Source organism: Microbacterium neimengense, assembly GCF_054782995.1.
In genome coordinates, this window is record NZ_BAAGRK010000002.1 from 193,653 (window position 1) to 206,633 (window position 12,981).

Annotated in this window: 12 protein-coding genes; 4 read left to right on the forward strand and 8 right to left on the reverse strand. The window is 67.9% G+C overall.

Features of this window, described 5'->3' with window-relative positions; genetic code table 11:
- Window positions 1-14: 14 nt before the first annotated feature.
- Window positions 15-1,271 carry an alpha-hydroxy acid oxidase gene (locus tag ACYVJS_RS02325; protein ID WP_460737398.1) on the reverse strand — a complete coding sequence of 419 codons (1,257 nt, stop codon included), beginning with the start codon at window positions 1,269-1,271 and terminating at the stop codon, window positions 15-17.
- 134 nt (window positions 1,272-1,405) lie between these two features.
- On the opposite strand from ACYVJS_RS02325, the gene ACYVJS_RS02330 reads away from it, so the two are divergent.
- Window positions 1,406-2,137, forward strand: a complete 732-nt coding sequence (locus tag ACYVJS_RS02330; RefSeq protein ID WP_460737400.1) for a FadR/GntR family transcriptional regulator — start codon at window positions 1,406-1,408, stop codon at window positions 2,135-2,137.
- Window positions 2,138-2,492: 355 nt separating this feature from the next.
- Window positions 2,493-3,323 carry a DUF559 domain-containing protein gene (locus ACYVJS_RS02335; RefSeq protein ID WP_460737402.1) on the forward strand — a complete coding sequence of 277 codons (831 nt, stop codon included), beginning with the start codon at window positions 2,493-2,495 and terminating at the stop codon, window positions 3,321-3,323.
- A 254-nt stretch (window positions 3,324-3,577) separates the two neighbouring features.
- Here ACYVJS_RS02335 and trpS read toward each other — a convergent pair whose 3' ends face one another.
- Genes trpS through sdhC form a run of 7 tightly spaced genes read right to left on the reverse strand, consistent with a single transcriptional unit; the run spans window position 3,578 to window position 10,320 of the window.
- Entirely contained in the window at window positions 3,578-4,582 is a 1,005-nt protein-coding gene (trpS, locus tag ACYVJS_RS02340) for a tryptophan--tRNA ligase (protein ID WP_308220868.1), read from the reverse strand.
- A 41-nt stretch (window positions 4,583-4,623) separates the two neighbouring features.
- The gene (locus ACYVJS_RS02345) at window positions 4,624-5,472 is read right to left on the reverse strand and encodes an exodeoxyribonuclease III (RefSeq protein ID WP_460737404.1); all 849 of its coding nucleotides are present in this window, start codon (window positions 5,470-5,472) and stop codon (window positions 4,624-4,626) included.
- A 36-nt stretch (window positions 5,473-5,508) separates the two neighbouring features.
- The gene (locus tag ACYVJS_RS02350; RefSeq protein WP_460737406.1) at window positions 5,509-6,741 is read right to left on the reverse strand and encodes a YihY/virulence factor BrkB family protein; all 1,233 of its coding nucleotides are present in this window, start codon (window positions 6,739-6,741) and stop codon (window positions 5,509-5,511) included.
- Window positions 6,742-6,784: 43 nt separating this feature from the next.
- Window positions 6,785-7,564, reverse strand: a complete 780-nt coding sequence (locus ACYVJS_RS02355) for a succinate dehydrogenase iron-sulfur subunit (protein ID WP_460737408.1) — start codon at window positions 7,562-7,564, stop codon at window positions 6,785-6,787.
- Window positions 7,565-7,566: 2 nt separating this feature from the next.
- Complete coding sequence (gene sdhA, locus ACYVJS_RS02360) at window positions 7,567-9,396, reverse strand: succinate dehydrogenase flavoprotein subunit (protein WP_460737410.1); 1,830 nt, start codon at window positions 9,394-9,396, stop codon at window positions 7,567-7,569.
- A gap of 46 nt (window positions 9,397-9,442) precedes the next feature.
- On the reverse strand, window positions 9,443-9,886 hold the full coding sequence (locus ACYVJS_RS02365; RefSeq protein ID WP_307319665.1) for a succinate dehydrogenase hydrophobic membrane anchor subunit: 444 nt from the start codon (window positions 9,884-9,886) through the stop codon (window positions 9,443-9,445).
- The gene (sdhC, locus tag ACYVJS_RS02370) at window positions 9,886-10,320 is read right to left on the reverse strand and encodes a succinate dehydrogenase, cytochrome b556 subunit (protein WP_243226944.1); all 435 of its coding nucleotides are present in this window, start codon (window positions 10,318-10,320) and stop codon (window positions 9,886-9,888) included. Before sdhC ends, ACYVJS_RS02365 begins: the two co-directional genes overlap by 1 nt.
- Window positions 10,321-10,549: 229 nt before the next feature.
- On the opposite strand from sdhC, the gene ACYVJS_RS02375 reads away from it, so the two are divergent.
- Both ACYVJS_RS02375 and ACYVJS_RS02380 read left to right on the forward strand, forming a co-directional pair.
- On the forward strand, window positions 10,550-11,665 hold the full coding sequence (locus ACYVJS_RS02375; RefSeq protein WP_460737413.1) for a mannose-1-phosphate guanylyltransferase: 1,116 nt from the start codon (window positions 10,550-10,552) through the stop codon (window positions 11,663-11,665).
- 172 nt (window positions 11,666-11,837) lie between these two features.
- A complete protein-coding gene (locus ACYVJS_RS02380) occupies window positions 11,838-12,962 on the forward strand; it encodes a BMP family lipoprotein (protein ID WP_460737415.1) in 1,125 nt (374 codons plus the stop codon).
- The last annotated feature ends 19 nt before the right edge of the window (window positions 12,963-12,981 follow it).

Below are 12,981 nucleotides of genomic sequence, written 5' to 3' on the forward strand. Positions count from 1 at the left end.
CGCTACCGCGTGCGTCAGACCCGTACCTCGCCCGTGGACCGCGGTGCGAGGCGCTGCAGCTGGGTCACATGAGCCGGTGTCAGCTCGGCGAGCTCGCTCACCTGGAGCAGCTTCATCGTGCGCTCGACCTGCTCGGCCAGGATGGCGATCGCCCGGTCGACGCCTGCCCGCCCACCGGCCATCAGCCCGTAGAGGTAGGCGCGGCCGATGAGCGTGAACTTCGCGCCCATGGCGATCGACGCGACGATGTCGGCGCCATCCATGATGCCGGTGTCGATCGCGATCTCCGTGTCGCGTCCGACCTCGCGCACCACCTCCGGCAGCAGATGGAAGGGGATGGGTGCCCGGTCGAGCTGGCGGCCGCCGTGATTGGACAGGACCAGTCCATCGACGCCGAGATCGACGAGTTTGCGCGCATCCGGAACGTTCTGCACGCCCTTGATGACGATCTTGCCGGGCCACAGCGAGCGGATGATGTCGAGGTCCTCGAAGGAGATGGAGGGGTCCATCGCGTTGTTGAGCAGTTCGCCGACGGTGCCGCCGGTCGTGGTCAGCGACGCGAACTCGAGCTTCGGCGTGGTCAGGAAGTCGAACCACCACCAGGGGCGGGGGATCGCGTTGACGACCGTGCTGATGCTGAGCTGGGGTGGGATGGAGAATCCGTTGCGCTTGTCGCGCAGACGCGCGCCCGCAACGGGGGTGTCGACGGTGAAGAACAGAGTGTCGAAGCCTGCCTTCGCCGCCCGTTCGACGAGCCCGTAGGAGATGTCGCGATCGCGCATGACGTACAGCTGGAACCAGTTGCGACCGTGCGGATTGGTCGCCTTCACGTTCTCGATCGACGTCGTTCCGAGGGTCGAGAGGGTGAAGGGGATGCCGGCGGCCCCGGCGGCGGCGGCGCCCGCGTACTCGCCCTCCGTCTGCATCAGACGGGTGAATCCGGTCGGTGCGATGCCGAAGGGGAGGGCGGAAGGGCCGCCGAAGATCGTCGTGCCGGTGTCGACGTGCGAGACGTCGCGCAGGATCGAGGGGTGGAACTCGATGTCGCGGAACGCCTGGCGGGCTCGCTGCAGCGAGATCTCCCCATCCGCTGCGCCATCGGTGTAGTCGAAGGCGGCCTTCGGAGTACGGCGCTTCGCGATACGCCGGAGGTCGTCGATCGTGAGCGCTGCAGAGAGTCGGCGACGCTTCGCGTTCAGATCCGGGGTCTTGAACTGCATGAGTTCGAGCAGTTCGCGCGGTTGGGGGAGCTGTCGGCTGACGGGACTCATCATCGTCCTTCGAGGTGGGAGCACGCGGCGCAGAGGGCGTATCTATTGGTCTGACCTCTGCGGTACAGTAGACCCCGGCCTCGGCGACGTCAACCCGCCGGTTGCGTTCGGCTCGAAGGCGAGAGGATACCCCGGTGACAGATCAGCGCACCCCGGAATGGGCACCTGTGCAGCGCAGTCGCGCGCACGAACTCGTCATCCAGGCGATCGAGGACCAGATCATGGCGGGGTCGCTGCGGGTGGACGATCCGCTTCCCTCGGAGCGCGAGCTCGCCGCGCGCCTCGGCGTGAGCCGGGCGGGCGTCCGCGAGGCTGTGCGTGTTCTCGAGGGGCAGGGCGTGCTGCGCGCCCAGGTCGGAGCGGGCGCAGATGCGGGAACCTTCGTCGCCGCGCTGCCGGATGCGGCGCTCACCCGCTTCCTGCGGCTGCACGCGGCTCTCGCGAACTACCCCTACCCCGATGTCATCGAGGCGCGCATCGTGCTCGAACGCTCGAGCGCCGAACTCGCCGCGCGAAACGCCGATGCCGACGCCATCGCCGCGATCCGCGCCGTGCTGGAGGCCGGAGCGGTCGCAGGGCTTGGCCCCGCGGAGTACAACGACACCGACACGGCGTTCCACGTCGCGATCGCACAGGCCGGGGGCAATCGGCTGGTCGCATCGATGACGGTCGCGATCCGGGAGTCGCTGAGCAGCCGCATCCTCGAAGCCCTCCGCGACTATGCGGACTGGGAGCAGTTGGCTGCGGTGCTGCACACGCAGCACGTCGAGCTGCTCGACGCCATCGAACGACACGACGGTGCCGCCGCCGCCGACCTCGCAGAGCGCCACATCCGTTTCGCCGTCGACGCCCTCGCCGGCGGCTGACCCCCAGCCCTGGGACAGCGGCGGCACAACTCAGTCAGGACCTCGCCCGGAAGCGCGTCAATCGCGGCCGAGTCGTTTTCTGGCTGAGCCGTGTCTGACGACGAGCACGCCATACGCCGCGCCGCACGGGCTGGCGACTCCGTACCGTGCTCGCCGGACAGCTCCGTGACGGTGGGCCGACGCGCACATCTCAGCCCAAAAGGAGCGCGAGGAGCTGAGAGAGCGGACCAGGCGGGCTTCTGGCTGCGCTGTGACCCGTGAACAGCTCTCCTCAGTGGCCGGACCCGCCGCGTGTCGTCCGGAGGATGCCGCATCCCGCCGGCGTGGCAACGGGGTGCGTGCGCAGAATCACGGCGTGAATGCCTCGACCGACATCCTCGACTTCGCCGTTCTCGGCTATCGCGACCTACGGCGCGAAGGGCTGACGCGGGCTCAGATCAACGCGCAACTGGATGCCGGCACCCTGCTGCGCGTGCGTCGCGATCGCTACTTGGCGGGGCACGCCCCCGCCTCGCTGCACGAATCCGTTGGCTACGGGGGCCGCCTCGACTGCGTCAGTCTGCTCCGGGAACTCGGCGTGTTCGTGCTCTCCGGGGAACGCCTGCACGTGCAGGTCGAGCGCGGATCCGCCCGCCTGCCTCCGCGCCCACCGCGCGTCGCCGCGCACTGGCGGGTGAGCAACGCGACGCGGAGGCATCCCGCAGTGCCGGTTCTGGAGGCGCTGGCGCAAGCCGTCCGCTGCCAGGACCCGCGGGTCGCCGTGGCAACGCTGGACAGTGCGCTGCATCTCGGTTTCCTCCGACTCGACCAGCTGGACGAGCTGTTCGCGCGCCTACCGACGCGCTATCGAGCCCTGCGAGGACTTCTCGACCCGAGGTCGGAGTCCGGGCCGGAGTCTCTGCTGCGCCTGATCCTCCGGCAGCTCGGCTGCATGTTCGACATCCAGGTGCACGTGCGCGGTGTAGGGCGTGTCGACTTCCTCGCGAACGGCTGGCTGATCATCGAATGCGATAGTCGCGCATTCCACAGCGACTGGATGCAGCACCGCGAAGACCGCAGGAGAGACCGCGCGGCCGCTGAAGCAGGCTATGCGACATTGCGTGTCATGGCCGAGGAAATACTCTACCGACCGGAGGTCGTGATGGCCGCGGTCCGCGGAATCCTCGTTCCCAGACGGCGGCGGTGACGGGGCACAGAAACCTGCACAACTCAGCCATGGCGAGGGCTGCGCGGCGTCATCGCTGTCGTGAACCGGGATATGGCTGAGTTGTGCTCGGTGCCCCCGGGAGGCGGGGACGGCGGTGTCGTGCGCGCCGCGCACGACACCGCCGAACCGGCGGGTTCGAGGGCCGGAGGCGGGAAGCCGCGCCGATATGACTGAGTTGTGCGCGGGAGAGCGAATCGGGCCCGCGCACCACCGCAGCCGAGGCGCCTCCGGTGTCAGCTGCGGCGGAGGAGGCCGATGCGGTCGTAGACGTCGCCGAGAGTCTGCTCCGCGACGGCAGAGGCCTTCTGTGCGTTGACGGCCAGGGCACGGTCGAGTTCGGCGGGGTCGTCGAGCATGGCCAGGGCGCGCTCGCGCACCGGGCCGAACTCCGACACGACGACCTCGGCCAGCGCCTTTTTGAAGTCGCCGTAGCCGCGGCCCGCGAACTCGTCCTCGATGGCGGGGATCTGACGGCCCGTGAGAGCGGCGAAGATCACGAGCAGGTTCGACACGCCGGGCTTGGTCTCGCGGTCGTAGCGCACCACGCCCTCGGAGTCGGTCACCGCGCGCATGATCTTCTTCGCACTGACGGCCGGGTCGTCCAGCAGCCACAGCACTCCCGCGTCGGACTCCGCCGACTTTGACATCTTCGACGTCGGGTTCTGCAGGTCGTAGATGCGGGCCGTGTCCTGCTGGATGACGGGTGTCGGCACCGTGAAGGTCTTGCCGTAGCGTGCGTTGAAGCGCTCGGCCAGGTCGCGGGTCAGCTCGACGTGCTGCTTCTGGTCGTCGCCGACGGGCACCACGTTGGTCTGGTACAGCAGGATGTCGGCCGCCATGAGCACCGGGTAGGTGAACAGGCCCACGTTGGTCGCGTCGCTCCCGTACCGCTGCGACTTGTCCTTGAACTGCGTCATGCGGCCGGCCTCGCCGAAGCCCGTGATCGTCGACAGGACCCAGGCCAGCTCTGCGTGCGCGGGAACGTGTGACTGCACGTACAGCGCCGATTTCGAGGGCTCGATTCCGGCGGCGATGTACTGGGCGGCCGTGCGCCGGGTCTTCGCGCGGAGCTCGGCCGGATCGTTCGGCTGCGTGAGCGCGTGCAGGTCGACGACGGAGAAGAACGCGTCGTAGGACTCCTGCAGGTCGCGCCACTGCAGCAGAGCCCCGATGTAGTTGCCGATCTGGAGGGAGTCGGCCGAAGGCTGCATTCCGGAGTACAGGCGCGCTTTGCTCACCCGTCGATTCTACGGACCCGGATGCGGTGCGCCGTCGCCCCTCAGACGCCCAGTCGGTAGTCGGCCACGACGGGGGCGTGATCGCTCCACCGCTCGGCGTACGACGCGGCCCGCGCCACCCGATAGTCGGCCACACGCGTCGCGAGGGTGGGCGTGGCCATGTGGTAGTCGATGCGCCAGCCCGTGTCATTGTCGAAGGCCTGGCCGCGGTTGGACCACCACGTGTACGGACCGTCGATCTCACCCGCGAAGCGGCGCCCCACATCGACCCATCCGAGCCCGACGCCCTCGACGCCGTCGACGCCGGTCACCAGAGAGCCGGCATCGCCGAAGAAGCGGTCGAAGTACGAGCGCTCGCGGGGCAGGAACCCCGCCTTCTTCTGATTGCCGCGCCAGTTCTTGATGTCGAGCGGGCGGTGCCCGACGTTGAGGTCGCCGGTGACGAGCGCCAGTGCGTCGTTCTGAGCAAGCTCGACGAGGCGGACGCTCATCGCGTCGAGGAATCCGTACTTCGCGTCCTGCCGGGGAGTGCCGTCTTCGCCGGAGTGCACGTAGGCGCTGACCACGGTGAGCTGCTCGCCGTCGACCTCGACGTCGGCCTCGATCCACCGGCCGCGGGAGTCGACGCTCTCGTCGCCGAGCTCGATGCGTGATGCGGTGATCGGGATGCGGCTGGCCACCGCCACTCCGGAGCGACCCTTGGTGAGCGACTCGTCGTGCACGAGCTCCCACCCCGGCAGCGCGCTCTCCAGATGGGCGAGCTCGGCGCGCACCTCCTGCAGCGTCAGGATGTCGACTTCCGCGCTGTCGAGCCAGCCCGCCATGCCGTTTCTCACCGCGGCGCGGATTCCGTTGACATTGACAGAGGCGATGCGGAGGGTTCGGGACACGCCTTTCAGCGTATCCGGCGCCACCGACACGGACGCTCAGTCGAGGAAGTGCCGGAACGTGGGCCGAGTGGTCAACGCCGCGACGGCGGCGGCGGCCGCATCCCGTTCCTCGATCGCTCGCTCGACGCGCCGCCGGGCGGCGGGGCGCTGCCACCACGATGCACGGCGGGCGCGCTCGCGAGCCTCGCGCAGACGCACCTGGGCGGCGACCGATAGCGCGTGCGCCTCCAGCGCTTCCCGCTCGGCATCGCTCAGCTCGACGAGCGGCAGGTCGCGGTCCGATGTGGAGACCGCGATCCACGCCGCGGCCACGAGGATCACGATGCCCGTGATGCGGAACCACAGCAGGAATCCGATGAAGATGGCGAAGGTCGCGATGAGCGGGTTGCTCGGCGTGTAACGCAGCAGGAGACCGGCGCCCACCTGCAGCAGGGCGAGAGCAGCGCCCCCGAGGATCGACCCCGGCCAGATGCGCCGCCACCGCAGCGACGCGCCGGTGAGGAAACGGAAGAGCAGGGCGAGCGCGACGGCGTTGACGAGGAACGCGACCACCAGGCTGAGCGCGCGCGCGAGGATGCTCGACCACGTCGAGTCCGGCTGCCACTGCAGGATCCCGGCCAGCAGATCCAGTGCCCACGTGGTGATCTGCACGAGCATCCAGCCGGCGAGCAGCGCGATGCCGAACAGGGCGGCGGCCAGCAGGTCGCGCGCCTTGAGGATGATGTAGCTGCGGGAGTCGAAGGGGAGACCGAACGTGTCGCGCACCGCACGGCGGGTATAGGTGATGAAACCGATCGCCGTCCAGATGACGACCACGAGCGCGATCGCTCCGGTCACCGGCAGCAGACCGCCGCTGCTCTGCGAGGCGACGGCCTCGACCTGGCTCGGCTTGACCAGCCCGCTCTCGCTGATGAGGGCGGGGATGTAGCTGTTGACGATGTCGATCAGCTGGTGCACGGCCGCGTCGTCGCCGCCGAGCCAGATACCGACCGCGGCGGCCGCGAGGTAGATACCGGCGAAGATGGCGAACAGAGATTGGTAACTGACGCCCGCGGCCAGCAGGAAGCCGTTGTGCTGGAGGAAGTGCCGCCAGACCCGGATGGGGAACCAGGCGAGGGTGCGACGGGTGAGTTCCGTCGCCTTCTCGATCGGCTCATCGAGACGTTCGCGCAAGCTCGCCTGCGCCGAATCCCACCGCTCCCGCAAGGAGCTCTCGTCTTGGGGCAGCACGAATCGCACGTCGGCGTCGTTGTCCCGGGATCGCCTCACGCCCTCACCCTAGCGAGATCGGGCGGCGAGGCTCCGCATCCGGTCAGCCGCGCAGGACCGCCTGCTTGACCTCGGCGATCGCCTTGGTCACCTGGATGCCGCGCGGGCACGCCTCGGTGCAGTTGAAGGTCGTGCGGCAGCGCCACACGCCTTCCTTGTCGTTGAGGATGTCGAGGCGCACATCGCCGGCGTCGTCGCGCGAGTCGAAGATGAAACGGTGCGCGTTGACGATGGCGGCGGGGCCGAAGTACTGACCGTCGGTCCAGAACACGGGGCACGACGAGGTGCACGCGGCGCAGAGGATGCACTTCGTCGTGTCGTCGAAGCGCTCGCGGTCGACGATCGACTGCACCCGCTCCTTGCCCTTCTCTGGGGTGGAGTTCGCGATGAGGAACGGCTGCACCTCGCGGTAGGACGCGAAGAAGGGCTCCATGTCGACGATGAGGTCCTTCTCCAGCGGCAGACCCTTGATCGCCTCGACGTAGATCGGCTTCGAGATGTCGAGGTCCTTGATCAGCGTCTTGCAGGCGAGCCGGTTGCGACCGTTGATACGCATGGCGTCCGAGCCGCAGATGCCATGGGCGCACGATCGGCGGAAGGCGAGCGAACCGTCGACCTCCCACTTGATCTTGTGCAGCGCGTCGAGAACGCGGTCGGTGGAGTAGACCTCGACGTCGTAGTCGACCCAGCGCGGCTCCTCGTCCAGCTCCGGGTTGAACCGGCGCACGATGAAGGTGACCAGGAACGCCTGGATGCCGGAGTCGTTGGTCTCCTGCACCTCGGGGGCCTCGGTGGCGGTCTCGGCGATGGCGGTGGCGGCCATGCTTAGTACTTCCTCTCCAGCGGCGGGTAGCGCAGTTCCCCGGCCTCGTCCTTGGTGAAGACGACCGGCTTCCAATCGAGGCGGATGTGGTCCTCCGGGTGCGAGGAGTGCGCATCGCCCGACAGGTAGGACATCGTGTGCTTCATGTAGTTCTCGTCGTCGCGCGTCGGGTAGTCGTCGCGCATGTGGCCGCCGCGGCTCTCCCTGCGGTTGCGTGCGGCGACGGCGACGACCTCGGCGATGTCGAGGAGGAAGCCGAGCTCGACGGCCTCGAGCAGATCGGTGTTGTAGCGCTTGCCCTTGTCGTCGACGTGGATGTTCTTGTAGCGCTCACGCAGCTCGGCGATGACGAGCATGACCTCGCCCAAGGACTGGTCGGTGCGGAACACCTGGGCCTTGCGGTCCATCTCGTCCTGGAGCGTCTTGCGCAGCACCGCGATGCGCTCGGTGCCGGGGTTGTTGCGCAAGCCCTCGATCATCTCGCGCACGTCGCGGGCCGGGTCCTCGGGCAGCGGAACGAAGTCCGCGCCGCTCTGGACGTACTTCACCGCGTTGCGTCCGGCCCGCTTTCCGAACACGTTGATGTCGAGCAGGGAGTTGGTGCCGAGGCGGTTGGAGCCGTGCACCGAAACACACGCGCACTCGCCCGCGGCGTAGAGACCGGGAACGACGGTGTCGTTGTCGCTCAGGACTTCGGCCTCGATGTTGGTCGGGATGCCGCCCATGGCGTAGTGCGCCGTCGGCATCACCGGTACGGGCTCGACGACCGGGTCGACGCCGAGATAGGTACGGGCGAATTCGGTGATGTCGGGGAGCTTGGTCTCGAGCACCTCGGCACCCAGGTGCGTGCAGTCCAGGAGGACGTAGTCCTTGTGCGGTCCGGCGCCGCGACCCTCCTCGACCTCCTGAACCATGCAGCGGCTGACGATGTCGCGCGGCGCGAGGTCCTTGATGGTCGGCGCGTAGCGCTCCATGAAGCGCTCGCCCGAGGCGTTGCGCAGGATGGCGCCTTCGCCGCGCGCACCCTCGGTGAGGAGGATACCGAGGCCGGCAAGGCCGGTCGGGTGGAACTGGAAGAACTCCATGTCCTCCAACGGCAGCCCCTTGCGCCAGACGATGCCGACGCCGTCACCGGTGAGGGTGTGGGCGTTCGAGGTGGTCTTGAAGATCTTGCCGAAGCCGCCCGTAGCGAACACCACGGCCTTCGACTGGAAGACGTGCAGATCGCCGGTGGCCAGCTCGTACGCGACGACGCCGGCGACCTTCGTGGCGCCGCCGTCATCCACCGTGATCAGATCGAGCACGTAGAACTCGTTGAAGAAGTTGATGCCGAGTTTCACGCAGTTCTGGAACAGCGTCTGCAGGATCATGTGGCCGGTGCGGTCGGCCGCGTAGCAGGCGCGGCGCACCGGGCTCTTACCGTGGTCGGCGGTGTGGCCGCCGAAACGACGCTGGTCGATCTTGCCGTCGGGGGTGCGGTTGAACGGCAGACCCATGTTCTCGAGGTCGATGACCGCGTCGATGGCCTCCTTGGCGAGGATCTCCGCCGCATCCTGGTCGACGAGGTAGTCGCCGCCCTTGATCGTGTCGAAGGTGTGCCACTCCCAGGAGTCCTCTTCGACGTTGGCGAGGGCTGCGGCCATTCCGCCCTGCGCGGCACCCGTGTGCGAGCGGGTGGGGTAGAGCTTGGAGATGACGGCGGTCTTCGCGCCGGGCCCGGCCTCGATCGCCGCCCGCATCCCGGCGCCGCCGGCGCCGACGATCACGATGTCGAACTGGTGGTAGTAGACACCGTCCTTGACGACGGTGTCCGCGGTGGAGTGAGTGCTCACAGGTGGGATTCCTCTTGTCTGTTCTGATCCGTGGGACGCGGCGTGCCTACTGGCACACCTCCCACATCACGCTGTCGCTGGTCACGCCGAGGCAGGGGTCGAAGGTGAAGACGACGAGGGTGCCGAGCAGGATCAGGAACGCCGATACGATCCAGATCGCCCAGACGAGCACGCGCCGCGTGGTCGCGTGCGTGACGTAGTCGTTGACGATCGTGCGCATCCCGTTGCCGCCGTGGATGAGGGCGAGCCAGAGCATCGCGACATCCCACCACTGCCAGAACGGCGAGGAGAGCTTGCCGGCGACGAAAGCGAAGTCGATCTGGTGGATACCGTCGCCCGTCATGAGGTTGACGAAGAGGTGTCCGAAGATCAGCACCACGAGCACGAGGCCCGAGGCACGCATGTACACCCAGCCCCACTTCTCGAGGTTGGGGCCCCGGCGGCGCGGGGCGGAGAACGGGCTGCGGGGATCGGCGATCGTCGCGCTCATCAGTGACCGCCTCCCGTCGCGGCGAAGACGTTCATGAGGTGGCGGGGCGCGAAGCCGAGCATGGTGACGGCCCAGAGGCCCAGCACGATCCACCAGAGCTGACGCTGGTAGCGCGCGCCCTTCGACCAGAAGTCGACGACGATGATGCGCAGGCCGTTGTAGGCGTGGTACGCGATCGCCGCGACGAGCACGACCTCGCCGATACCCATCACGGGGTTCTTGTAGGTGCCGATGACCGCGTCGTACGCCTCGGGGGAGACGCGGATGAGGGCGGTGTCGAGCACGTGCACGAGCAGGAAGAAGAAGATCGACACACCCGTGATGCGGTGCAGCACCCACGACCACATGCCCTCGTTGCCGCGGTAGAGCGTTCCGCGCGGCGTCTTGGACGTCGTCTGAGCGAGCGATGGTGTGACGCGTGCCGGTGCAGCCACGGTCGTCCTCCCTGATCGAACACGGTGGGGCAGGCGTTGCCCTTCGGGGTTTTTGCTGGTCCCCTGCGTCACGCGGGCGCTGCCGACAGTGTATTCGCCGCAGCACGACGGCGCCCTTTAGGCGAACCTAACAATCTCGACGTCGAGATAAATCGGGGGATGGTGCTCGGGGGTCGAGCGTTCGGCCGCCGACATTCGCGCGACATATGCGGCGGATAGGGTGTCCGGTATGGGGAATGAGATCGAGGGTTTCTACGCCGTCATTCCGGCCGGCGGCATCGGCAGCAGGCTCTGGCCGCTCTCGCGGGCCGACGCGCCGAAGTTCTTGCACGACTTGACCGGCTCCGGACAGACGCTGCTGCGCGACACCTGGGACCGTCTGGAGCCGCTGGCCGGCCACGACCGGATCGCGGTCGTCACCGGGCGTGCGCACCGCGCTGCGGTCGAGGAGCAACTGCCCGGCATCCCCGACAAGAACGTGTTCCTGGAATCCGAGCCGCGCGATTCCACTGCGGCGATCGGCCTCGCCGCCGCCATCCTGGTGCGGCGCGAGCCGGACGTCGTGATCGGCTCGTTCGCCGCGGACCACGTGATCCAAGGCTCTCGGGTCTTCGACTTCGCCGTCCGTCAGGCGGTAGCGGTGGCTCGCGCCGGATACATCTGCACGATCGGCATCCAGCCCTCGGAGCCGTCCACCGGGTTCGGGTACATCAAGAAGGCCGACGAACTCATCATCGACGGCGCCCCGGAAGCGGCTCTCGTCGATCGCTTCGTCGAGAAGCCCGATCTCGCCACGGCGCGCGAGTACTTCACCGACCGCGCCTACTCCTGGAACGCCGGCATGTTCATCTCGCGCGCGGATGTGCTGCTGGCCGAGATCGAGGCGAACGAGCCCGAGCTGCACGCGGGTCTGGTCGAACTGGCGGACGCCTGGGACGACCGCGACCGCCGCGGTCCGGCCGTCGACCGCATCTGGCCCGCCCTGAAGAAGATCGCGATCGACTACACGGTCGCCGAGCCTGCGGCCGCCAAGGGCAAGCTCGCCGTCATCCCCGGCCACTTCGACTGGGACGATGTGGGCGACTTCGCGAGCCTCACCAAGCTCGTCTCGAACGGCCGGAAGAACGACCTCGCCGTGCTCGGCGAGCACGCGCGGATCCTCTCCGACGCCTCCAGTGGCATCGTGGTGACGCAGACGCAACGTGTGATCAGCCTCATCGGCGTGCAGGACATCGTCGTGGTCGACACCCCCGATGCCCTCCTGGTCACCACGACCGAGCACGCGCAGCGGGTCAAGCAGGTCGTCGACGCGCTGAAACTCAACGGCCGCGGCGACGTGCTCTGAGACCGGATGCGGCGCCGCGCCGCAGCCGGGCGAGACGCGCGTCACGGGCCGTTTGTAACCATTGCGTTGCGGCCTGCCGCTCGGCCCGTTGTGCGCGCGTCACATTAGGTAACGTTGCCGCATCCGTCCCCGGAACTGCCGGGGCATTCTTACGTCTCTTGATGGAGGACTCGTGAAGAAGACGACGACCAAGGCGCTGCTCGGCGGCCTGGCGATCGCGGCCACCGCGGTGCTGCTGGCCGGCTGTGGTTCCGCCCCCACGACCGAAACGACGAGCGGCTCCGCATCCGACGTCGTCGACGGCTTCAAGCCGTGCCTGGTCTCCGATGCGGGCGGCTGGGACGACAAGTCGTTCAACGAGTCCGCCAAGAACGGCATGGACAAGGCCGTCAAGGAACTCGGTGTCTCCGCGCTCGAGTTCGAGTCGACCAACGACAACGACTACGCGCCCAACATGCAGACGGCCATCTCCGAGGGCTGCACCCTGGTGATCGCGGTCGGCTTCAAGCTCGCCGCCGCGACCGTCGAGGCCGCCAACGCGAACCCGGACCTCGATTTCGCGATCATCGACGACTACGCCGACACCGACTTCGACGGCAAGACCGACGCGCCGAACATCAAGCCGCTCGTCTTCAACACCGCTGAGGCCGCCTACCTCGGTGGCTACGCGGCCGCTGCCTGGTCCGCTCAGTCGGGCGTGAACAAGGTCGGCACCTTCGGCGGCATGCAGATCCCCTCGGTGGCGGTCTTCATGGACGGCTACGAGCTGGGCGTCGAGAAGTACAACGAGGACAAGGGCGCGAACGTCCAGCTCTTCGGCTGGAACGTCGACACGCAGGAGGGGTCGTTCACCGGCGGCTTCGACGCCAACGACACCGCGAAGCAGACCGCTCAGGGTGTGCTCGACCAGGGCGTCGACGTGATCCTGCCCGTGGGCGGACCGATCTACAAGAGCGCCGCCGCGGCCATCGCCGACAGCGGCAAGAACACGCTCATGCTCGGTGTCGACAGTGACCTCGCCGTCGCTGACGACAGCGTCGCGGACGTCACGCTGGTCTCGATCATGAAGGCGATCGACGTCGCCGTCTACGACGCCACGATGGCGGCCTCCAAGGGAGACTTCGACCCGACCCCCTACGTCGGCACGCTGAAGAACGAGGGCGTCAAGCTCTCGAGCTTCCACGACTTCGAGTCGCAGCTGCCTGCGGGGCTGACCGACGAGCTGGCCAAGCTCCAGGAAGACATCATCGCCGGCACCATCACGGTGACGTCGAAGAACTCTCCCGCCGGTTCTTGATCTGAACCGCACCACCTCG